The sequence below is a fragment of the Methylobacterium sp. J-001 genome (assembly GCF_022829565.1).
Classification (GTDB): Bacteria; Pseudomonadota; Alphaproteobacteria; order Rhizobiales; family Beijerinckiaceae; genus Methylobacterium.
In genome coordinates, this window is record NZ_JAKSYN010000223.1 from 1 (window position 1) to 22,664 (window position 22,664).

The 22,664-nt window shown below is 61.8% G+C and carries 16 protein-coding genes and 2 pseudogenes; 11 read left to right on the forward strand and 7 right to left on the reverse strand.

The genetic code is table 11. The features are described from left to right. The 7 genes from MKK65_RS29200 to MKK65_RS29235 form a co-directional block, all read right to left on the reverse strand. On the reverse strand, positions 1-1,077 hold a 1,077-nt coding region (locus MKK65_RS29200; protein WP_243961691.1), incomplete at its 3' end, for a family 16 glycosylhydrolase. An 83-nt stretch (positions 1,078-1,160) separates the two neighbouring features. Further along, a protein-coding gene (locus tag MKK65_RS29205) for an IS5 family transposase (protein WP_409565519.1) occupies positions 1,161-1,950 on the reverse strand; the annotation gives its coding sequence in 2 pieces (ribosomal slippage) (positions 1,161-1,620 and positions 1,619-1,950; 792 coding nt in all). 159 nt (positions 1,951-2,109) lie between these two features. Further along, the gene (locus MKK65_RS29215) at positions 2,110-3,114 is read right to left on the reverse strand and encodes an IS481 family transposase (RefSeq protein WP_243961692.1); all 1,005 of its coding nucleotides are present in this window, start codon (positions 3,112-3,114) and stop codon (positions 2,110-2,112) included. Positions 3,115-4,026: 912 nt separating this feature from the next. Beyond that, positions 4,027-4,227, reverse strand: a complete 201-nt coding sequence (locus MKK65_RS29220; RefSeq protein WP_243961694.1) for a hypothetical protein — start codon at positions 4,225-4,227, stop codon at positions 4,027-4,029. Positions 4,228-4,543: 316 nt separating this feature from the next. After that, positions 4,544-5,218: a DedA family protein gene (locus MKK65_RS29225; protein ID WP_243961695.1), complete on the reverse strand. Its 675-nt coding sequence runs from the start codon at positions 5,216-5,218 to the stop codon at positions 4,544-4,546. Positions 5,219-5,351: 133 nt separating this feature from the next. Continuing rightward, a complete protein-coding gene (locus MKK65_RS29230) occupies positions 5,352-6,389 on the reverse strand; it encodes an NAD-dependent epimerase/dehydratase family protein (RefSeq protein ID WP_243961696.1) in 1,038 nt (345 codons plus the stop codon). Beyond that, the gene (locus tag MKK65_RS29235; RefSeq protein ID WP_243961697.1) at positions 6,386-9,040 is read right to left on the reverse strand and encodes a glycosyltransferase family 61 protein; all 2,655 of its coding nucleotides are present in this window, start codon (positions 9,038-9,040) and stop codon (positions 6,386-6,388) included. The genes MKK65_RS29230 and MKK65_RS29235 overlap by 4 nt, the downstream gene beginning before the upstream one ends. A 269-nt stretch (positions 9,041-9,309) precedes the next feature. On the opposite strand from MKK65_RS29235, the gene MKK65_RS29240 reads away from it, so the two are divergent. The 11 genes and pseudogenes from MKK65_RS29240 (at position 9,310) to MKK65_RS29285 (ending at position 22,515) form a co-directional block, all read left to right on the forward strand. Then, on the forward strand, positions 9,310-9,969 hold the full coding sequence (locus tag MKK65_RS29240) for an acetyltransferase (protein ID WP_243961698.1): 660 nt from the start codon (positions 9,310-9,312) through the stop codon (positions 9,967-9,969). Between the two features lie 130 nt (positions 9,970-10,099). Beyond that, positions 10,100-11,209, forward strand: coding sequence for an aminotransferase class I/II-fold pyridoxal phosphate-dependent enzyme (locus MKK65_RS29245; RefSeq protein WP_243961699.1), 1,110 nt, complete (start codon positions 10,100-10,102; stop codon positions 11,207-11,209). Then, positions 11,169-13,031: a glycosyltransferase family 61 protein gene (locus MKK65_RS29250; RefSeq protein ID WP_243961700.1), complete on the forward strand. Its 1,863-nt coding sequence runs from the start codon at positions 11,169-11,171 to the stop codon at positions 13,029-13,031. The genes MKK65_RS29245 and MKK65_RS29250 overlap by 41 nt, the downstream gene beginning before the upstream one ends. 257 nt (positions 13,032-13,288) lie before the next feature. Further along, positions 13,289-14,419 (forward strand): glycosyltransferase family 2 protein, encoded by a 1,131-nt coding sequence (locus tag MKK65_RS29255; RefSeq protein WP_243961701.1) that lies wholly within the window; start codon positions 13,289-13,291, stop codon positions 14,417-14,419. 32 nt (positions 14,420-14,451) lie between these two features. Beyond that, positions 14,452-17,163, forward strand: coding sequence for a glycosyltransferase family 4 protein (locus MKK65_RS29260; RefSeq protein WP_243961703.1), 2,712 nt, complete (start codon positions 14,452-14,454; stop codon positions 17,161-17,163). Between the two features lie 317 nt (positions 17,164-17,480). After that, complete coding sequence (locus tag MKK65_RS31445) at positions 17,481-17,648, forward strand: transposase (RefSeq protein WP_313902071.1); 168 nt, start codon at positions 17,481-17,483, stop codon at positions 17,646-17,648. A gap of 42 nt (positions 17,649-17,690) precedes the next feature. Further along, positions 17,691-17,888 (forward strand): hypothetical protein, encoded by a 198-nt coding sequence (locus MKK65_RS31450; protein ID WP_313902072.1) that lies wholly within the window; start codon positions 17,691-17,693, stop codon positions 17,886-17,888. Positions 17,889-17,955: 67 nt separating this feature from the next. Then, positions 17,956-19,258: pseudogene (gene tnpC, locus MKK65_RS29270) on the forward strand (IS66 family transposase). A 50-nt stretch (positions 19,259-19,308) separates the two neighbouring features. After that, complete coding sequence (gene tnpB, locus MKK65_RS29275; protein WP_409565520.1) at positions 19,309-19,623, forward strand: IS66 family insertion sequence element accessory protein TnpB; 315 nt, start codon at positions 19,309-19,311, stop codon at positions 19,621-19,623. 66 nt (positions 19,624-19,689) lie between these two features. Further along, positions 19,690-21,330: pseudogene (gene tnpC / locus MKK65_RS29280) on the forward strand (IS66 family transposase). A 636-nt stretch (positions 21,331-21,966) separates the two neighbouring features. Continuing rightward, a complete protein-coding gene (locus tag MKK65_RS29285; protein WP_409565521.1) occupies positions 21,967-22,515 on the forward strand; it encodes a transposase family protein in 549 nt (182 codons plus the stop codon). Positions 22,516-22,664 lie beyond the last annotated feature (149 nt).

Below are 22,664 nucleotides of genomic sequence, written 5' to 3' on the forward strand. Positions count from 1 at the left end.
GGTGAAGTTGCCGTTCGCGTCGGTGTTCCACACCGTGTACTGGTCCGCGCCCGTCACCTTCCAGGCCACCTGGTAGCCGGTGGCCGTCTTTTCCGCGCCCATCGGGGTCCAGCCAGCGAACTGACCCGTGGTCACGTCGGATCCATTATATTTGAGCGAGGGACCCGACCCGGTGCTGTCGTCCAGAAAGAACCCGCTGCCCACCTGATCCAGCCGCGTCGTCCCAAACGCTTCAATTGCGTGAGAGTTTGCGCTGGTTGCACCGTAGAGGCCCGGATCGGCGCCGTCGGGAGCCGACACGGTGCCCCGAGTGACCGCAACCGCGTTCGGACTTTTGGAGTAGGCCCGGATGTAATCAATCGAAGAGGAGATCGACTTGCCTGCTGCGTCCGCATCACTCTGCGTAGCGAGGTTGGCAACTAGGTACATCGGGCCAGTCATGTCGCTCGGTGTTGCCTGAAAGCCGACGAACTTCCCGTCGACGTAGAAGCTAATTTTATCCTTCTGCCAATCCATCCCGTAGGTGTGATAGCCCGGCGCGTTCGCCAGCTCGCTGTAGACTTGCCGGTTCTGCTGCCAGGGAATGTTGGGAGTCTGATCCGTCGTGTGGATTGTGCTGTAGACGCCCTTGTCGTTACCTCCGTAGTGCTCGACCACGTCGAGTTCCTGCCAGCCTGGTAGATTGTTGGGGTTGGCAGTTGGCTTGTCCGGCAGCAGCCAGAACGCATCCCAGGCGCCCTTCATGGCGGAGAAGTCGGCACGAATCTCGAAGTACCCGTAGGTCTGCGAGAAATTACCCTGTGTGGTGATCAGTCCCGACTCCCAGCTTCCTGGATAGCCCGAGGTGGTCTTATCGGGAACAGCGGTGATAGTCAGTGCACCACCCGAGACCTTGAAAGGATCGTAGCCGGAGGCAGAGTCGACGAAGGAGGAGTGTCCGAACCCAATGTCAGAATTTGCGTCGAAGCGCCACTGTGAACGAATGTCACCCCAGGCTGTGCTGCCCGCTGCCTGGGAAATGCTGCGCGTGTTGAACTCGTCGTCAAACGTCAGCTTGTAGCCTGTCAGGTCAAGCATTCGTGTCCCCATGAGCACGGACTGCCAACTTTGTATTTATGCAATTAGTAGAGTTACGTAATTTTTCTTCGCCGCCGTATTATTTAGTTCATGTATATTAATAAATTGCTAGGGTCTGGACTCAATCGGCAACGGAAGGCGGCGGGAGCAACGTCTGAGGCGTAGTTGCGGTCGAGCTTGTCGTATTGGGTGGCGATGCGGCGGAAGTCCTTGAGGCGGTTGAAGGTGGCCTCGACGCGCCAGCGCTCGCGGTAGCGGCGCTTGTCGTGGCGAATCCCTCTCTTGCGGCCACGCTTGCCTGGGATGATTGGCGTAATGCGCTCCGCGCGCACGTCAGCGCGCAGCCAGTCGGCGTCGTAGCCCTTGTCGGCGCTCAGGCGGCGGATCCGGCCGGGCCCCTCAGCCAGCACGGCTGGGGCGGCGGTGACATCGCTGGCGTTGCCGGGCGTCAGCAGGAGGACGCCGGGCCGGCCGAGGACATCGGTGAGGGCGTGGATCTTGGTCGTCTGGCCGCCGCGCGACGGGCCGATGGCCTGCGTACGCCCCCCCTTTACCGCCGTGGGCCGAACGGTGCGCCTGCACGTCGATGCTGTCGATGGCAGTCGCCTCGCCCGACCATCCCGCCTTGGCCAGCGCCGCGAGCATGGCCTTCCAGAAGCCGCGCGGTGACCACCGGTTTACGCGGTTATGGACTGTGGTGCGCGGGCCGTACGCAGCCGGACAGTCGCGCCAGCGGCAGCCGAAGGTGAGCACGTGCAGGATGCCGGAGATGATCTGCCGGTCGTCCTTGCGCGCTGGTCCGGGCCGATCCTTCGGCATGAACGGTTCAATCACCGCCCACTGCGCATCCGAGAGCCAGAACAGATCCGCCATCGTCGCCTCCGTGCTGCACGCGGCGGCCCTGGATCACAAAATCATAGAGCCTGCAAGTGCTTGATGCGGCCCACACTCTAACATCACTAGCAATCAGCAATAGGTATCCAGAAATGGGTTTCCCGGAAGCATATACTAAAATGAATGCTTGTTGTCACACTAGATGTTTGGTCCCGGCATGTGGTGTGACGGATCGAGCCTGAAGCGTTCGGGCTCTTTCGTCCAGGTCTGGCAGATAAATTCGTAGGGCGTGAGGCCTCGCAGGGTCTTCAGCCGGCGACCGTAGTTGTAGGCCTCCACGAACAGTTGCAGGTGGCGGCGCAGCTCGTCGTGGTCGGTGTAATGGTAGCGCTTGACCGTGGCGTCCTTGATGGTGCGGTTCATCCGCTCGACTTGGCCGTTCGTCCACGGGCAGCGTGGTTTGGTCAGGCGATGCTCGATCTTGGTCTGCTCGCAGGTCCATTCGAACGAATGCCAGCGGTACAGGCGCGGCTCATCGCGCTCGGCCCAATAGGCCGCCACCTTGGCCTCGGCCTCTGCGTTCACCGGCTTATTGTCGGTGAACTGAATGCCATTGTCGGTGAGGACCGTGTGGATCGTGTAGGGCAAGGCCGCGACCAGATCGCGTAGAAAGGCCGCTGCGATCCGCTGTGTCGCCTTCTCGTGAAGTTGAACGAAGGCAAATTTGCTCGTGCGGTCGATGGCAACGAACAGGTGGAGCTTGCCTTGTTCGGTGCTGACCTGTGCGATGTCGATGTGGAAGTAGCCGATCGGGTAGACTTTGAAGCGCGAACGCTTGGGCTTGTCGCCGTCGACTTCCGGCAGTCGACTGATGCCGTAACGCTGGAGACAGCGGTGGAGACTTGAGCGGGTCAGGTGCGGGATGCTGGTTTGGAGCGCGTAGAGGCAGTCATCCAGTGGCAGCAGGGTGTGCCGGCGAAAGGCGACGATGACCGCCTCGTGCTCCAGGCTCAGCACGGTGGAGTGAGGCTCCTTCGGTCCCATCCGCGCATCGGTGCTGGTCGGACGTGAACGCCACTTCTGCACGGTGGTCGGGCTGATGCCGTAGTGCTTCGCGGCGGCTCCCACGCTCTCTTTACGAGCTTGGATTGCCCGACGGACCGTCTCAGTCGTTGTGGCGCTGCCGTGGAGAATCTGTCCCATAGCGCGTCCCTCCATGTGGCATCAGATGTATCACCACACGGCGGGACCAAACATCTAAAGCGGTATCTGAGCGGGATGAAACGGGTGGCGAGCTGGAAGGTTGATCGGCGCAGGCGGGCGCCGATGTCCTCAGCTCTGTCCATCGACTTGCGTCAGCGCGCGGTTCATGCGGTCGAGACCGGCGCCTTGCGAGACCAAGCGGCCGAACGCTTCGGGGTCAGTCCGGCGAGCGCCAGTCGCTGGTGCAGGCAATTTGCTCGTTAGGGCGACGTCGCGGCTAAGCCGATTGGCGGCGATCAATGCTCGCACCGGATCGAGGCACAGGGCGACCTGATCGTCTCCCTCTACCAGGCAAAGCCCGGGATCTACCTTCGCGAGCTATAGACCACTCTGGCGGAGCACGGCGTCTGCGTCACGCGGAACGGCCTCTGGCGCTTTTTCAAGCGCCATGGCCTCTTGCGAAAAAACGTATAACCCACCCCGTCTGCAAGGTGGTCGCTGAAGGCGTCGCAGTCTGGTCTGCACACACGTATCCGGCATATCGGTGCAGCAGCAGCCTTCAAGATGGAGCCGCACGCCCCGAGCCTCGTAAGCACGTCGGCCTCGAAGAGCCGCTTTTTTGCCAGGCTTCTGGAGCGCCGCTCGACCGTCAGGCCATTTTCGCTGCCCTCCCGCAGGTCTCATGGACCCGCGCCGGTCACTCGCTCTCCGGTCAGGGTCGACCCTTTGCGATGTCTCAGGCGTGGGCTAGCTCCGGCTGGCGCTCGAAGCTCACGCCTTTCCGCAGCGTCGCCCATGCTACCCGGGCGAGCTTGGCAGCGAGGGCGACGACCACGGCATTGGTAGCGATCGATCTGGTGCAGCGACGAGGCGGCCTGGCTCTCCGGGATGGCTTGAGAGTACGTGAACAGCTCACCGTAGCGGAATGCCGAGAACCGGGACGGGAAAGCTCGAATCGACGAGGAGCAAGCCGGTCCCGCGTCCCTGGGCTGGGCGAGCAGCCCCGGTCACCACCGGGTTGACGGTCCAGGCTTGATTGGCGGCCTGCCAGGCCTCAGGGGCGAAATCCGGTACGACGCTCTCGGCAAAAAAAGCAGCTCGGGCTGACCGCAATCGGGGCTCGGACCGGTCGCGTCCAGCGGCGAGATCTGCGCCCGGTAGAAGGCTGTGTCGAAGAGGAGGTTCGGATTCATCGTCGAGAACCAGTCCTCGGCCGCGTAGGCTGCCGTATCGATACTGCGCCCCGAGTCGTACCGCCGGGCCATGGAGCCTGCGTCGAATAATCCAATCGGATCCGGATGCACGTCAGCGTCCGTCCCACTGGGCGCACCCGCCGGATCGGCCCAGGGCGGCAGGACGTGCGGCCGTCCGGGCCGGCGCGCTCGAGTCTTGGCGCGACGTGGCTTTTCGCATAGCGGGCCGGGCCTGCCTACCCCGCTACCGCCTGCGGTGCGACCGAGCTTTCGACCAGCGGACCGGGGATCGCGGCCTCAGCATCGACCATCAGGCGCGCCTCGTGGCGGCGCATGAACATCCACAGCGCCACGGCGCCCAACAGCACGAAGGCCAGGAGCGCGAGGCCCACCGGACCCATGACGTTCTCGATGGAACGTCCGCACAGATACGCGCCGAAGCCCATGATCGAGGCCCAGGCGACGCCACCGACGGCGTTGAAGACCATGAAGCGGCGGGCATCGAGCTTGTTCACGCCGGCGAGGACTGCCGCGTAGGCGCGTAGCATCGCGGTGAAGCGGCCGAAGAACACGATCTTCCCGCCGTGCCGGCGGAACAAGTACTGGCCGAGCTTGAGCCGGCCGTGATCGAGCCCGATCAGGTGGCCCTTGCGCAGGAGCAGGGGCAGGCCCCAGCGGCGGCCGACCCAGTAACCAGCGTTGTCGCCGAGGATCGCGGCGGTCGCGGCGATCGCCACCACGAGGGCTATGTTCAGGTTGCCGGTGCTGCCGGCATAGGCCGCCGACGTGAGCAGGACCGTCTCGCCCGGGAGCGGCAGGCCGGCGCTCTCCAGGGTAATAATGATGAAGATGGCGATGTAGCCGTAATTGGCGATCAGGTCGGCAATAGGCAGATCGTGCAGGAAGGACATGCGGTCTCCTCGCGGATCGGAGGCCTGCGCTGTCAGTGAGAAACATGGCCGCTCCGGGGCGAAGCGCGAAATACCCGTCCGGATGACGATCCGCTGTGCCGCCGAGCACGACGGCTCTCAGGAGTCGCCGGCCTCAGCGGGCCGGGCGTGGCGGCGTGCCGTCCCCACGCGCCTCCGCCAGATGGGCCCGCATCCAGGCGACCGTGCTGATGAGACCCTCGCGCAGGGCGACGCGGGGCTGCCAGCCGAGTTCGGACCGGATCAGCGCGGTGTCGAGCACGTTGGCCGGCACGTCGGCCGCGCGGCTCGGCTTGTACACGCAGCGTAGGCGCTCGCGTCCGAAGGCCGCCTCCAGCTCGGCGATGATCTGGTTGACGCTCAGGCCCGTGCCGCTGCCGACATTCATGACTTTGTGCAGGCCGTCATACGCGACCGCCGCCAGGAAGGCGTCGCTCACATCGTCGACGTGTAGGAAGTCGCGCACGACCTCGCCAGTACCCCAGACCTCGAGCGGCAGATCCGTGAGCACGCGGTGGATGTAGCTGCCGATCAGGCCCTGGTACTTGTTGCCGAGCTGGAACCGGCCATACGGGTTGGCGATCCGCAGGATTTGGTAATCGATCCCGTGCAGATGCCGGTACAAATGTAAGGACTTCTCGATCATCAGCTTGCTGATGCCGTAGGCCGAGATCGGATCGGTCGGGGCCTTTTCTGAGATCGGTATGACACGCGGGATCCCGTAGATCGCGCCCCCGGAGGATGAGAACACGACCTTCTTGATCCGGGCCGAGCGGCAGATCTCAAGCAGGTGCAGGGTGGCGATCGGAGCTGCTGCGAGTTCGGCGGACGGGTCGCGGTTCGAGCTCTCGGGGATCGATCCGGCGATCAGATGGAAGACGACGTCCTGACGCTCGACCGCATTGGCGATGGCGAGGCGGTCGGAGAACTGACCAGTCACCCGAGCCACGCGCCGGTCGAGCGCTTCCGCCTGCGTGTGGCTGCGGCTGAAGCAGGTGACCTCGGCGCCGGCTTGCGCGAGGCGGTTGCATAGGTTCAGCCCGAGGAAGCCGGCACCGCCGAGCACGAGGCAGCGGGCCCCCGCGAGGACCGCGGCCGATGGGCCGGGTCCAGCATCAACTGGCAGCGCGTTACGCCCATCGCCGCCGCTCACGGTCGGAGATCCGCGCCGTGCTGGGCCGCCGGCGCATCGGTCTCGGCCCAATCCGGATCACGCGCCTCGATCATGCGTTCGAGAAGGGCGAATGCGGACTGCTCGAGGGCGCGCCGTGTCGGCTCCAGGGGTACCTTTCCGTACGCTCGCGCTGCCGCGTAGGCGGCCGCATAGGCTGAGTCCCAGCCGGCGGCGAGGAGTGCTGGTCCCTCGGCTTCCAAGGCATCCCGGACGGTGATCCAAGCGGCCTGCTGGGCGGCATCCCAGGCTGCGGCCCGGACCGCGGAGCCGGTCTGCCGCAAGGTGAGATTCGCGACCGCCGCCCGCTTGCGTGCGCGCTTCAGGTGATCGCACAGGGATGCTAACTCGGCGACGTCCGTGAGTTCCGGCCGGTCAGCTAATTCGTCCGCCTCGACGTTCAGTTTGGCCAAGCGGAACCAAGCCGGCACGTGGGTGCGAACGAGCCAATCGGCGACCATCGCGATGCGCCGGCGCTCCAGGACCTCTGAGGCGCGCGTCCCGATCATGCGCGGGACGAGCGGGAGGATCAGCTGGTCGCGCTCCTCCTGCGGTAGACCATCGCTCCACGTCTGAATGAAAGCGGCGATGCTTGGCGATGCGCATGCGGGTTGGTCGGAATGCGGTTCGCCGGCGAGGTAGGCCACCGCCTCCGTGGCGCACAGCCCCTCGACCGGAGCCTTGTGCGGCTCCGCTGCTAGGGCTGTCAGGCGGGTGGGACGCTCACGGTCCATGCGCTCTGGCTCGGCGCTGGTCGACGACTGCTCTCGAGATAGGGGGGCACCGTCATCCCACACAGAGATCGGCCGGTCAGCCGCGCCCGAGATCGTGACTCCGGCCGAAGCACCGGAGGCCAGTTCATGCTCAAGAGCGGCGATCGCTGCGACGACCTTCCCCGGATCGACGGTGTAGCTGACGTGGAAAGCGTGTACGCCGGGCCGGTGAAGGGTATGGCCGCGCAGGAACAGGATCTGTGCGCCGCTAGGCTCAATGCAGCTTGTATATCCGCGAAAGTTGAAGGATAGTTCTTCATGAATTAGACCGACGATTCGACACCCTGGCCTACAGAACAGAGCATTGCAGAGTGCCGAGCTGGATGAGCCGACGACCACGGCGGCCGAGTGGAAAGTCGCGACCTGTTCGAGAAACGACATCGTTTCCGGGTATATTACCTCGAACCCTAATGGACGTAGCCGCTCCGCGATCTCTGTCTCGTTCACGAGGGCGCGCTGCGTGAACGCCTTTCGCGAGATAAAGAGGCGCCGGTCGTTCCGGCCTGATAGGATGCCACGCTCGCGGGCGCGATCGAGGATCAGGCTCCGCACGGCCGCGAAGATGTCGGCCGGCCAGACCGTGTCGTAGAACGGGCGGCCGGGCTTCATGTCGAAGGGGAAGAACGCCGGCACCGGCGCCATCCCGAGGAACCCGAATTCAACCGGTTTGGGTGGCAGCTTGATCACCGGCCGGTCACGCGTATCGAGCAGGTGTAGAATCTCCTCGTGCGAGTCCGGCATATGGTCGTCGATGCAGAGCGGGATTCCGTCCGGGCAGCGCGGATCGTTGTAGCTGAGCATCCGCGGCGCGAACTCGAGGAGCCAATGCCCGTAGTTTCGGCTCTGGAACCCGAACATCATGAGCCCAGCCTCGACCGTTTGCGTGCTTTCGGGCACCTCTACGAGGGCACGCGTGGCGCCGAACGAGGCCGTCATGATCTGATCCGGATTGAGACCGTCCTGCAGCAAGATGTCCGAGCGGCGAGGATGCGCGGCAAGATCGTAGACGAGCTTGTCACCGGCGATGACGACGTTGCTGCGCGGGAATGCCCGGCACCCATCTAGGAAAGCGAGATACTGGGCCGGCATGTCGAGGCCGCCCGCTTCGGAGCGCAGGGCGGGAGGCGCCTCCCAGAAGCGCAGCGCAGGCGCCCCGACGCGGCGCGCGGGCAGCACTTCTGTGTACCGGGCGCCGCCGGACGCCACGAGGGCCGCGACGGACACCGTGTCGTAGGCGGCCAGGGGACCGGAACCAGTGATATGGCGCGTGCCTCCGTGGACGGCGATCGCCGCAGCGAACTGCCCCTTTTCCAGCAGAGCATCGAGCTTCAGACGGCGCAGGTTCTTGACCTTGGTGCTGAGTCGGTCGCCGTCCTCGGTGGTCACACCCGCGTCACCGCCATTCAGCTCATAGGCGAGGCGGTAGCATTGCAAGCAGGGGCCGTGCTCGTTCCGGAACTCATGTGCCCATCCGAGCCGCAGCAAGATCGCGACGCCGTCCTGGATCAGCGCGGGCGTAGCATCCTCAACGCGAAGGCTGGCGACATAGGCGCTGGCCTCTTCGAAGCGGGCTCGCCCGCAGAGGTCTCTCAGACGCGCAAGGGCGGCTGCCCTCGTCCAGTGTTCGCGACCGTCCGGAACGAGAGAGCCGATTAGATCGTAGATGTCTGACGCGGTACCGAGATGATCATCGCCCTCGAGTCGGAACGCGAGTGCCTCCAAGTGCCGCCGTATCGCGACGCTCTCGGCACCCGTGCGATCCTCAGCCGCCGCGCGGGAGCGCAGACGCTCCACCATTTCCGAAGCGTTGTCGCGGGTCACCGTCCGGATCAGGTCGATGAAGATCTCCGTCGGCCTCATAATCTGTTCCGTGCCTTGCACGCCCTCGCTCATTGGGCAGCCCACCCGCGGGCGGTGTACTGGAACCGACACTCCGTGACGAGGCACCCGGACCCGGAGCGGAGCGGAACGGTACCGACCGGTGCGGTCGCCGACCCTGGAGGGCTCGCGGGGACTCGTGTAGGGCAGGGCACCGGACAGGCAGGGAACCCGCGCATGGACGATCACCCGAACAACAGGCCATCAGCTAGATTTGGTCGATCCCGTAGGCAGGTACGGATGCCAGCGCAATGACGATTCGCCTCGTCCTGTACGGCGCCGGCTCGCTTGCGCGCGAGATCGTCGATACCCTTGAGCGCCTGAACACGCACGAGATCGCAATTGATCTGCAGGCAAGCATCGTCGATCCCGGTGTCGACGCACCGGAGACGTTTCGCGGAAAGCCGGTCGTCCGGGACGTGCGGAGCTTTGCGGGCGACGACAGCCTGCGCTTCGTCGTCGCCCTCGGCGAGCCCGGGCCCCGGGCTCGGGCGGTCGCGTATCTGCGAACCGAGATCGGCGCACGCTTCGCCACAGTCATCGATCCCGAAGTGCTGATCGGGGCGAGCAGCCGCATCGGCACAGGTTCGGTGATCCTCGGCCATTCCTCCGTCACGGCAGATGCGCGGCTAGGCGAGCACGTGCTGGTCAATCCCGGCTGCACCGTCGCCCATGACAACGTGCTGGAGGATTTCGCGACGCTGAGCCCCGGCGTCCACCTGGCCGGGCATGTTTACGTCGGGGAGGGGGCGTTCCTTGGAACGGGCGCCTGCGTGATTCCGAAGATCCGGATCGGCGAGCGGGCCGTGGTCGGCGCCGGCGCCGTCGTGATCCGGAATGTGGCGCCCAGCCAGACCGTGTTCGGCAACCCTGCTCGCCCCTCGCCGGGCCGCCCCCTCCAGAGCGCCTGAGGGGAGAGCGGCCCGCGGGGCCGCTTGAGCCCACGCCTTCCGCGGCCGCGCCCGGCCATGTATAGCGGGCGCCGTCACCGAGCGTGCGGATGAGGATGGTGGCGGCCGACAGTCAGGATGTGTCTCGACAATGATCCCAGTGCTCATTCCAAGCTTGCCTGAGACGGACGCAATCGTTCCGTATCTCCGCCGGATCGATCAGTCGCATATCTATAGCAATTACGGGCCGCTATCCCGCGAGTTCAAGGCCAAGCTCTGCGACTTCGTCTCGGAGCGTGCCGGCGGCGCGCCGGTCGCGGCGACGATCACCGGCAACGGCACGAGCGCCATCGAACTCGCCCTCCGCTACCGGGTCGCCGGCCGGAAGGGCCGGCTTTGCCTGATGCCAGCCTACACCTTCGTCGCCACCGCGCATGCAGCGGTCAATGTCGGCTTGGAACCGTTCTTCGCGGATGTCGATCCCGAGACACTGGCGCTCACCCCCGCGATTGCCGCGCGGGCCCTCGCCTCGGCCGAGGGAGATGTCGCCGCCGTGGTGGTAGTCAGCCCCTACGGTGCACCGATCGATGTTGCCGCCTGGGAGGCATTCGAGGCGGCGCACGGCATCCCAGTGGTGTTCGATGCGGCCGCCGCCACACTCAACCTGCAGCGCGTGGGCGTGCAGCCGATGTGCGTGAGCCTGCACGCCACTAAAGCGCTGGGCATCGGGGAAGGCGGGGCGATCCTTACCATTGACACTGATTTGGTGGCGCAAACCACCGCCATGACCGGCTTCGGCTTCTCGGCGAGCAGCCGCGTCTCTGAAGTGCAAGGCGGCAATTATCGGATCTCCGAATACGCCGCCGCCGTTGGATTGGCGGTGTTCGACAGCCTCGAAGGGCGCATTCAGCGGCTGCGAGAAGCGTCGCTCGCCTATGTCGAGGGCTTCGGCCGGATCGGCGTACGCATGCAGCCGGGCTTCGGCACGGAGTGGCTGACCATGACGATCAGCGCGCTGTTCGAGCCCGAAGTCGCCGAAGCGGTGACGACAGGCTTCGATTCAGCTGGGATCCAGTGGCGGCGCTGGTACGGGACCGGCTGCCAAGCGCATCCCGCATTTGCAACGTGCCGGCACGACGGTCTCGCGCAGACCCCGGCCGTGGCCGCAGGCGCGATTGGGGTGCCGCTCTTCCCCGCAATCACGTTGGAGCAGATTGACGATGTATGCGGTTGCGTGGAGCAATCGCTGGCGGCGCTTTGAAGCGGCAGAGACGGAACGTCCTCTGGGCGCGAAAAGAACGGTCAAGACGATGATGGGCGACCTTCGGCGGATCTTAACCCAGGTCAATCTGACGACGGCGGACGCCGCGCTGGACGCAATCGAGAGTAGTCTCGCCACGCTGATCGACGATAGGCCGGAGACCATCGCCCAACATCTCGTCACCTTAGGCTTCCGGTTCCAGGGCGAAGACAGGCTCGACCTAGCCGCACGTGCCTATGGACTGGGGGCCCGGGTGACCCGTTCCCGCGCTCCGCAGTACAGCCTGGCTGCCATCCGGACGAGCATTGTCGACCTGTGCAGGCGCAAGGCGTTCGACAGAGTCGAAGGGCTGCTCCACGAATTGCGCGAGGCCAAGGCAGCCTGTCACGATCGTGGCGAAAACGATCCGTCACTAATCCACATCGCCTGGGACTACGAACTTGCCGGGGATGCCGAGAGTGCGGTGCGCAGTTACCTCCTCGCGCGGCTCGCGCGAGATCAACTGGGCGGACAAGTGCTGACGATCGATGGCGACACGCTTGAGCGCAAGATCCGGAACTTGCGGATCCTCCAAATGAACGCGTTTGCCGAGGAAGGCCGGTACGAGGAAGCACAAGCCCTCCACGAGCGAACACGGAAAGTCCTTGGGCTCGGTTCGCTGCGGACCTATAACATCGTTTCCGCTCACCAAGCCGCGGCTGCCGGTGAGGGAGAGTATCACGAATTGCTTCCGGCACGCCGGATAGTCGAGCCAGAGATCGCCTTTCTTGAAGGTACCGTAGCCCTAACCTCGGAATGCGGCACATTGGAGGCACCGCGGCAATACGTTGCCCGCTTCAAAGATTGCCTAACATTCCCTCGCAGCAACCTCGTGCTCAACGGCAACCGTCTCATCTACGATCTCGCTGCCCACCCATTGAGCGGCATTGCAGACATCAAAGACGGCGTGAATCCCGATCAAATTATGACTGCGGTCTATGGCGCTAAGTGTGCCTTGGTCGAAGAGCCGAAGAACATGCAGACTCTGGATGCCGGGCTGATGATGTTCGGGCTCCAGAGCAAGAACTATGGGCACTGGCTCCTTGAGTTCGTGCCGCGCATGTTGTGGTTCAACGATCATGCCTGTCCCTCCGGGTTCCCGATCTGCATCGACGATCATATGCCCGAGACACATAGGCAAATAATTGAATTGCTCGACGAACGCCGTCGACCAATCCTGCCGCTCCCAGCAGTCGCCACCCGGTTTGGAGAACTCGGCGTCGCACCGGTTCCGACTTTCTTCCCCTTCGACACCCGAATTGGCAAAGCGATTTACGACGCAATTTGGCCGACCGACGTATTAGCGAAAATGCGGTATGCAGTCCTCGATAAGATTGTTACATGGGGCCTTGATCTACGTGCCTCAGGAAGGCGGATTTTCCTGTCCAGAAGGGGATTTCTGCAGCGCCAACTTATCAACGAGGCCGAGGTCATCGACACGCTAAAACGTGTCGGCTTCGAAGTAGTTTATCCTGAGCAGCTGTCTTTCGTGGAGCAGGTCAAACTATATCACTCAGCAGATCTGATCGTCGGGTCGGCGAGCTCCGCATTGACAAATTGTATTTTCTGTAATCCAAACGCCAGAGTGATCGCCTTGATTCACGAAAATCGGTCGTTCAATTTCCGTGGATACACAAGTATGATAACATCGAGCGGGGCGAAGGTACTCTTCATCCGCGGAGAAACCATCGCAAACGAAAAAACTCATCCATTCCATGCCAACTATAGAGTGACGGAGCAGCAAATTCTGCGCGGTCTCGAAGCGGTCCGAGGTGTCGAGTAACCAAACAACATCCAGTTTCTGAAATCACACCACGGACAGAAAACGGTGAGATCGAATTTTTAGACGTCGCCCCTGAAGCCGCGAAGAATCGCCCATCTCCGGCAACGATAAAACGATCGATGCGATGCAGGCGCGCAGCGCCAATTTGCGCATACGGACATGCGAAGATGGTAAATTGATCAACGCTGGCTTACTTCAGCTAGCCGATCTCATCGTCTAAAGGATACCTCGGTCACACAATAAAGAGCATCGAATTGATGAAAACTCCAAGCACGACACAAAGTCCGCTTATTTCCATCATCACATTAAGTTACAATTATGCCCGATTTCTCCCTCATACTATAGAAGCAATTCTTTCTCAGGATTATAAGAATATTCAGCATATAATTATAGACGATGCATCTACGGATGATTCAGTAGCGGTCGCTCGTGCTTACGCTCAGAAAGACAAGAGAATTGAAGTCATTACTTCAGAAAAGAACCGTGGAGCATGTGCGGCCTACGCGGAAGCCTACAAACACATAAACGGCGACTTCGTCTGCTCGATAGACGCAGATGACGTACCGCATCCAACTAAATTCCGCAAACAGCTGGCGTTTTTCTCAGCCAACCCCGACTACGATCTCGTAAGCACCTTTATAGATGTCATCGACGGGCAAGGGAAATTTGTGACATCGCCGAACCTGCAAGAAGAATGGGTCAACAAAGAAAGAGATCTAAATGATCTTTCTAACTGGATATCTGGAAATTATATTGCACACTCTGCCGTAATGATGAGAAGAGAGGCCCACGATAAAGTTGGGGTACTAGACCCGAACATGGTGTACGCCCCTGACTATGAACACTTTACACGCTTCGTTGTCGGCGGACATAAAATCGCCACCTTACCGGAAAGGTTGATGAGCTATCGCGTACACGGCAGTAATATTACACATAAAAACCCTCAAGCTACATTTATCGAGTTTATATATATATTCTGGAAGTGGATCGCTCCTGTTTTGATCCAGCAACGTAAATTCCCAGACTTAGCAGGCCGGCTTTCACAAATAGTCGCACATGATCAATACGCTGAGATGTCTTTTCAAAACCGCATGCGGCTACTATCGTCGATCACACAATCTCCTTCCAAGATCCAAAATTTTCTTGATTTCAGTAACTCAATCGCCAACGCGGACCCGCACCCGGGCAGCGTTCTTGAGGCGGCTTTGAGTCACTCACCCGCGAACTTAGAGCTTCGATCAATGCTCCGTACAACGAGCAGGATGTCTAGTACCATCAACAGGTTGGCCGCACAGATTGAGGCCAACAAACCTAATCATCACGCATTAGCAGAGCATTCGCAGCGCGGAAAGCTAACGTCGTGGCTTCGACAATTTACATCGAAATAAGTTATTATAAAAACTTCGCATGTGAGTAATACATGAAAAATAGTAGCGCTTACTCTTCGAGCCGGCCAAATAATCGTGTGGCTGGCGGAACTGTATTGGGAGTCGTTTTTGCTGTTATTGTAGATAGTCATAAAAACCCAGGAGAAATCTGGAATTTCTTAGACGCGTGTATAAATCAAACGGTACAACCCTCCGAGATCATCTTAAATTTTCAAGGTCATAGTCCACCTCCTATTCGTTCACCGCTCCCCCTTGTGCTCCAGCGCAGCCGCGCTGGCGCTACGCTGACCGAACGCATTTGGGATATAATATCGAACTCGTCTTGCTCCTACTTGGTTATTTTTTCAGGCAGCAGCTGCGTCCCTAAACCATTCTTTTGCGAAAGGATTGGATTTCATGCCGCACATTTCAGCCCAGATGCCATATTCATTGAAGCACAGGCAGATTCACGCAGCAGCTTAAGTTATAGCTGTCTAGGCAGCGGGAGCCATACTTTCTATGCTCCGGAAAGCTTGGCACTTGTGGTCAGCCCTATGAATAATAAATTTGCAGCGAGCCATTTTGATCGGCATGTAATTAAAGGATTTTCGCTACGGCCTTTTACGTCACTTATTCGTCCCAAAAATCGTTGCTCATTGAGCAATGAACTTGCGGAATTCAACAAGGCGATTATCCAAATTGTAGGCCGAACTGCGCCAGAACTTGTATTAGCTTTGGGCGGAGAAGTAGTTTATCGTCATGCTGGCCATCCACTTGTCCCGTCCGATAATGAAAGTAAGCATTCTGCGTTTCAGCCTCGAAGCGCCATAAACCTCGCGCGCTCTGGATTAGTCCGACTGGCGTCAGATGCAAGCGCCCGGAGATCCAGACGCCACAACGTAGAAGCAGTCGGAAAACATTTAGACTTGATGAGGCAGACTCTCAAAAATATTTCAGGCAAATCATTCGTTGTCGATGATCACCTTGCGTACTCGGATCGTGAAATCATAATGGTTTCGAGGTTTTTTGATCCTGAGATCTACCAAGCCAATCAGTTCCCGAATGACGAAATTCTAGCTGACCCACTCTCACATTTTCTGGAACGAGGCTGGACGAAGTTAAATGAATTCGGTAGGTATTTCCAGGCGGATATATACTTGAGGGAGAACGATGATGTCAGACGCGCAGGCTTAAATCCTCTTATACATTATCTAAGGTATGGACGTGGGGAAGGTCGCTCGCGTTGGGGGCGAAACGGGGAAGTATCAGGTCTGGATGAATCGCTTTTGCTTACGAGCGGATTATTTGACGCTGAATACTACCTCTCCCAAAACGCCGATCTTTTCAGGCAGGGAATTGATCCAATCTGGCATTACCTGACGTACGGTGGCCTAGAGGGTCGTAGCCCCAGTGTTTATTTCGACGGTCTATGTTATCTCGACGAAAATCATGACATAGCAGAAGCCAGAATGAACCCGCTTCTGCATTATATCTTGTATGGCAGGGACGAAGGACGACTGATTAGGCCAGCGAACGAAACTCCCTGGCGGGCTCGTTTTGCGGGTCGTCCGAGAATGACGGACAGGGTGGAGTGGCATCTTGATGCCATAAACCAAGAGTCTACCTTGGACTGGTTCGAAAATACTGGTATATTGGGCAAGTATCAAGCCGATATTTTGTGCTGCGTTCCGTATCTCGTCCGCGATAACTTAACTTTGCGCCTTATGGATCAAGTCGTCAAACGCGGAGCAAGTTCTTTGCTGACGGTTCAGCATGCGACACCTGTCAGCTATGCAGAGGACAATAGCGCTTGGTCCGAGCGCTCCGGCAGCGTTCTTCGATTGTATGATTTTGCTGAAGAGCAATCTTATACTGACTTGATTAGTCACTTGGTGAAATCTAGAGGTGTAAAAACCTTGCTTATTGCCGGATCTGCAGATATCTATCCGATGCTGCCTGATCTAAGACGGAGATTTAAGGATTTATTTATCGTAGACCAAATATTCAACACGACAGGCCATACGCGACTTTCTCTGACATTTTCTCCGTACATTGATTGTTACATTGTCGAGAGCCGAGCCATGAAAGATTTTCTGTTAGAACGGGATATCGAGGCGAACAAAATTACTGTCCTGACAAGCGGCGTCAACCTCGAGTTTTTCTCTCGAAGAAAGGTTGATGCTGACCGCGTGTCGGCGTTACGGTCCGGTTGCGGCTTCAAGAACTCGGTGTCCTTTGTAGTTGGTTACGTCGGACGAATGTCTCCGGAAAAGAACCCACTCGGATTCCTTCAAATCGTTCGCGAGGTCACAGGCCGCCGGTCAGACATCGGATTTCTAATTGCTGGCAGCGGCCCTATGCTGGACCTGGTAAGAGAGGAAGCGCACTGCAGTCTCCCTGCCGAACTTGTTTCTGTCCTCGGTTTCGTGGAGGATGTAAGAATCGCAATGCTATCGTGCGACCTACTTGTCCTTCCATCTCACGTTGATGGCCGTCCAAACGCAATCATGGAGGCAAACGCTCTCGGAATACCTGTACTTGGTAGCTCAATCGGGGGCATTTGCGAATTGATCGACGCTGGAACAAACGGATTTCTCATCCGGCCAGGAGCTTATTCTGATTTCGCGGGAAAAATTTGCGAATTGGCTGATGATCCTGATCGTTATAGGGAGCTTCGCGAGAGCTGTTTCAAGTTCGCTGCCGAGAACTTTGATCAAACCCCAATGTTCGATAATTTTTTCAGAATCATCTCGCGGTCATGCTGACCAGCCCTCAGGCCACCAAGTCTTGCTTATCCGCGAGAGTCAAGTACTGCAATACGCCCCGCGCGAGCGCCTCGTTGGAATCGGTTTTGCCAAAGTCGAGATCTTAACGAGGATCTTGGCTGCTCGGTAACTTGGGGAACTCTTCGCCAGCTTTTAGCGCATTGCGGTACTCCCGCTACTCGACGCTCCGCGAGTTCATTGCACAACTGCTCTACAGCGGCGCCTAAGCTTGAGGCTGCCTTGTGTGTCGTACAGCCGTATCCCTCCGATGAGGGCCGCCTTGCGGTGCTGATGCACGTCCGTTGAGAACTGTGCGTATGGACAGTCATACGTACAGTGCACGGCGGCTACAGCGCCTTGAGGTCGTCGAGACCGGCCGCCGTCGGCGCTGGTCGGAAGACGAGAAGCTGCGCATCGTTCTGGAGAGCCTGCAGGGACCGCGCCTGGTGTCGGCCACCGTGCGCCGGTACGGCATCTCGTGCTAGCTACTGCTGATCTGGCGGCGGGCGTTCGAAGGGAGCCGATCGATGCCGGCGCCATCCTTCGTGCCGGCGGTCGTGGTGCCCGCGTCAGAGACGCTTCGGGAACAGGCTGGTCGCACCTCGGCGTCTCGGGGAGCCGGCCGGATGGTGATCGTGCTGGGCCCGGGCCGACGCGTGGTGGTCGACGCCGGGGTGGATGCCGCCGCGCTCACCCGCGTGCTCGACGTGCTGGAACGGCGATGATCCCGGTCCCGTCGGCGTAATTACCCAGGCTCTTGCGCGGGTCGGGTTTCGCTGATTCTTTCGTAGGATGGGGCGCAGCGATCTTGAGCGGTTGAGCCGCGAGGAACTGATCGATCCTTCGACAGGCTCAGGATGAGGTGGTGCTGCGTCTGCAGCGTCCGGACAAGACCTCTCGCACGTCCTCGAAGCCGCCCGCCACAGACCGCAAGGAGCGGCGCGAGCAATCCAAACCTGGCGGGGCCAAGCCCGGCCACGAGGGCCATAGCCGTGTGATGAGCGACGATCCCGACGCGGTCGTCGATCATCGGCCCGACCGCTGCGCGTGCTGCTGCGGCGCCCTGCACGGAGATCTTCCTGTCGAACTCGTGAGCGTGTCCCAGCGGATCGAGTTGCCGGAGGTGACACCAGTCGTAACGCAGCATCGACGGTTGGCCGTGCACTGCCCGACCTGCGGGGCGCGGGTCGTCGCGCCGGTGCCGGAGGCGGCGCGGGGCACGCCGTTCGGCCCACGGCTGCATGCGGTGGCGACCTATCTCAAGACCTTCCAGGCTCTGTCCTACGAGCGACTGCAGGCAGCCTTGGCGGACCTGTTCGGTCTGACGCTCAGCCAGGGCGGGCTGATGAACCTGCTCCAGCGCGCGCAGAGGCACTTCCGCTCCGGTCGCGAGGAGGCCGTCTCGACGCTACGCCGGGCCGCTGTGATCGCCTCGGACGAGACCGGCGTCCGGATCGAGGGCAGCAACGCTTATCATTGGGTGTTCCACGCGGCCGACGCCGTGGTGCACACGGCCTCGCCGACGCGGGGCGCCATCGTGGTGCGGGAGATGATGGACGGCCACCGGCCCGCGGTGTGGATCTCGGACCGCTACACCGCCCAGCAGGGCCACGCGGCTGCGCACCAGACCTGCCTCGCCCATCTCGCCCGCGACGTCGCCTACGTCGTCGAGGTCAGCGACGATCCCGTGCCCTGGCGATTGCAGTTCTGGTTACAGACGGTATTCGGCCTGGCCGAGCGCGTCACCGATCTGGCCGCCTCGACGCTCGCCGCCAAGCGCCGGACCTTGGATCGACAGCTCGGCGCCATCCTCGCCACACCGAGCCGCTGCGACCTGACCCGCGACCTGCAGGCCAAGATCGGACGGGCGCGTGATCAGCTCCTCGTCTTCCTCGCCCATCCCGGCGCGGTCGAACCGACCAACAACGGCTCAGAGCGACTGCTGCGCCCAGCGGTCGTCCAGCGGAAGGTGACCAACGGCTACCGCGCGATGTGGGCCGCCGAGGGCGAAGCCGCCATCCGCACCGTCGTCGATACCGCACGCCTCGCAGGCCACAGCCCATTCAGCACCATCCTCAAGACCGTCGGTGCCTGATCCCAGCCGTCACAGGCCTGGGTAATTACCCGTCGGCCGCCCGGGTCTGGATCGCGACAGGCGTTACCAACATGCGCCGCGGCATGAATGGCCTCGCGCTCTTGGTGCAGGAGGGGCTCGGTCGCGATCCCCATGCCGGCGATCTCTATGGCTTCCGAGGACGCCGCGGCGACCTGATTAAATGTCTTTGGCACGATGGCCTTGGGCTGTCGCTCTACGCCAAGAGGCTGGAACGGGGCCGCTTCCTGTGGCCGACGCCGACAGCCGGTGCCGTGGCGATCACCCCCGCCCAGCTCGGCTACCTCTTGGAGGGGATCGACTGGCGCCACCCGCAGCGAACCTGGCGCCCCGCTGCGGCGGGGTGACTCAGGCCAGGCTTGTCCACATCCGGACGCACCCCGAAGGTCGGCGAATCAGCTTTGATGGCAGGCATGGTCCCGGCCGGCTCCTCCCTGCCCGACGACATCGACGCCCTCAAGCGCCTCGTGCTGGCGCGCGAGGCGGAGCTGGCGGCTGCGCAGGTCGAGATCGACCGAGCCAAGGCGCGGGAGTCCAGCGCCGAGGCGATGATCCTGCATCTGCGGCTCGCGGTCGAGAAGATTCGGCGCTAGCTCTACGGCCAGCGCTCGGAGCGCGGCGCACGCCTGCTCGATCAGATGGAGCTCGAACTGGAGGAGCTGGAGGCGAGCGTCGCCGAGGACGAGCTTGCGGCCGAGACGGCGGCTGAAGCTCAGGGAAGCGCTCCACGCAACCCGCGCCGCCGATCCGGCCCCCGCCGTCCGCTGCCCGAGCATCTGCCGCGCGAGCGCATCCTCGTGCCTGGTCCGACGGCCTGCACCTGCTGTGGCTCGACCCGCCTGGCCAAGCTCGGCGAGGACGTCACCGAGACGCTGGAGCTGGTGCCGCGTTCCTGGAAGGTGGTCCAGCATGTGCGTGAGAAGTTCACCTGCCGCGCCTGCGAGGCGATCTCCCAGGCACCCGCGCCCTTCCACGTCCTGGCGCGCGGCTTTGCCGGTCCCAACCTGCTGGCTTGCGTGCTGTTCGAGAAGTACGGGCAGCACCAGCCCCTGAACCGGGAGGCGGAGCGCTATGCCCGCGAGGGTGTGCCGATCAGTCTCTCGACCCTGGCCGATCAGGTCGGCGGCTGCGCGGGCCTGCTGCGTCCGCTGGTCGAACGGATCCGCGCCCATGTGCTGGCTGGTGCTCGTTTGCATGCCGACGACATGCCGGTGCCGATCCTGGCCAAGGGCAAGGCGGCGACCGGGCGGGCCTGGGTGTACGTGCGCGACGACCGGCCGTTCGGCGGCCGCGACCCGCCGGCGGCGCTGCTCCAGTTCTCCCCCGATCGTTTGGGCGAGCACCCCGAGCGCCACCTCGATGGCTTCTCCGGTGTGCTGCAGGCCGATGCGTTTGCCGGGTTCAACCGGCTCTACGCCGCCACGCGCCGTTTGGGATCGCTCGTCGAGGCGGCATGCTGGGCCCATGCGCGCCGCAGATTCTTCGTGCTCGCCGACGTGGCGGCCAAGGCCCGCGGCCGGTTGCCAGTTCTGGCCCCACTTGCGCTGGCGGTGGAGCGCATCGACGCGATCTTTGCGATCGAGCGGGAGATCAACGGCCTCGACGCCGCCGCCCGTCTCCAGGTCCGGCGGGAGCACCTCGCCCCGCTCGTGGCCGGACTGGAGACTTGGATGCGGGCCGAGCGCGCCCGTCTCTCGCGCCATGCCGATGTAGCCAAAGCGATGGACTACATGCTCAAGCGTTGGCCGGCCTTCGAGCGCGTCGTTCACAACGGCAGGATCTGCATGACGAACAACGCGGCGGAGCGGGCGCTGCGCGGGATCGCCCTGGGCAGGAAAGCCTAGCTGTTTGCGGGCTCGGTGCGGGGCGGCGAGCGTGCTGCGGTGATGTACACGCTGATCCAGACCGCGCGCCTCAACGGTGTCGACCCGCAGGCGTGGTTGGCCGATGTGCTCGCGCGCATCAACGATCCCCCCGCCCGCGACTTGGATGCCCTGCTGCCGTGGAACTGGCAGCAATCTGCTGCCACTCCGCTCGTCGCTGACGCCGCCTAACGCGGTCGATCTATCGCGATTGGAATGCCGGCGGCCCAGACCGGATGCTTACGTACAGCCGGGCAGGATCGGAACAGCGCGAGCGGCCGAGGCGCAGGCGATCACGGGAGCTTCGACGTTTCGCCAGCGATCTTCGCAGGCGTCGCGAAGTGCACCATCAAGGCTCACGCCAATATCATCGTTGTGATTTGGCCGGTCAATACCTCGGCGTTCTCCTGATCAAGAGGGCTGCCGAAGCAAGTCGAACGCTTTGGGTGTGACGCATCGCGTCACTCCGCCTCATAAGCTGGATGTTTGGCCCTCCGAGGCATCCGTGATCCAACTGCTTGCTGTCCTGTGGCTTGTCCTCGCCGCATTCCCGTGCCGCGCCGACCCGATCATCGGCGTGAACGTGATCAATCCGCAGTGGCTTACGGTCGAGCGCCGGGCTGCAATTGTCAATGAGCTCGTTGATGCCGGCGTCCGAGCCGTTCGGTTGCCTTACCTGCCGAGCACGGGAGAGGACTACAGCCCGATCCTCGACTTCATCGGGCGCCTTCACGCAGGTTCTTCCGCACTTTCGGTGCTGAGCGGTGGTTTGGACGTTGATTCGCATGTTGGCCCGAGGGCAGTGCGATGCCGATCTCGAACCCGTCGTTGCCGTCGGTCCCGGACGGCCTGCACGTCGATGGTCTGACGCTGGACACGTCCGGGTTGCTGATCACCGCCCAAACCACGGCAGCCCAAGCCTGCTGTCGGGTCTGCGGGCGTGCTTCGGCGCGGGTGCACAGCAGGTATTGGCGGACGTTCGACGACCTGCCCTGGCAGGACCGGTCGGTGACGTGGCGGGTGCAGGTGCGCCGCTTTCGCTGCGGCCATTGCCCGGGGCGGATCTTTGCCGAACGCGTGCCGGGGCTGGGTGCGCGCAAGGCGCGCCGCAACGACCGGTTGGCGGAGGCGCAGACCGACATCGGCATGGTGCTGGGTGGTGAGGCCGGCGCAAGGTTGTCGCGGCGGCTGGCCATGCCTGTCAGCGGCGACACCGTCCTCGGGCGGGACGAGCCAGCCGTGCGCGCCGCTATCGTCGAGCCCTGGAGCAACGGCCCCGTCGAGGGGCAGGTCAACCGCCTCAAGCTGATCAAGCGGAGCATGTACGGTCGCGCCAGTTTCGATCTCCTGCGCCAACGCGTCCTGCATGCTGCATGAGCCGGGATCGGCAAAGCTTGATCGGATGCCAAACCTTCAGCACCGAAAGTGCGGAAGAACCCTTCACGCAGGCCACATCGGCCCGCATCTTGTAATGTTGCCACAATATCCAGCAAACGCGCCGCGCCGTGCCCCCGACACCTCGAGCG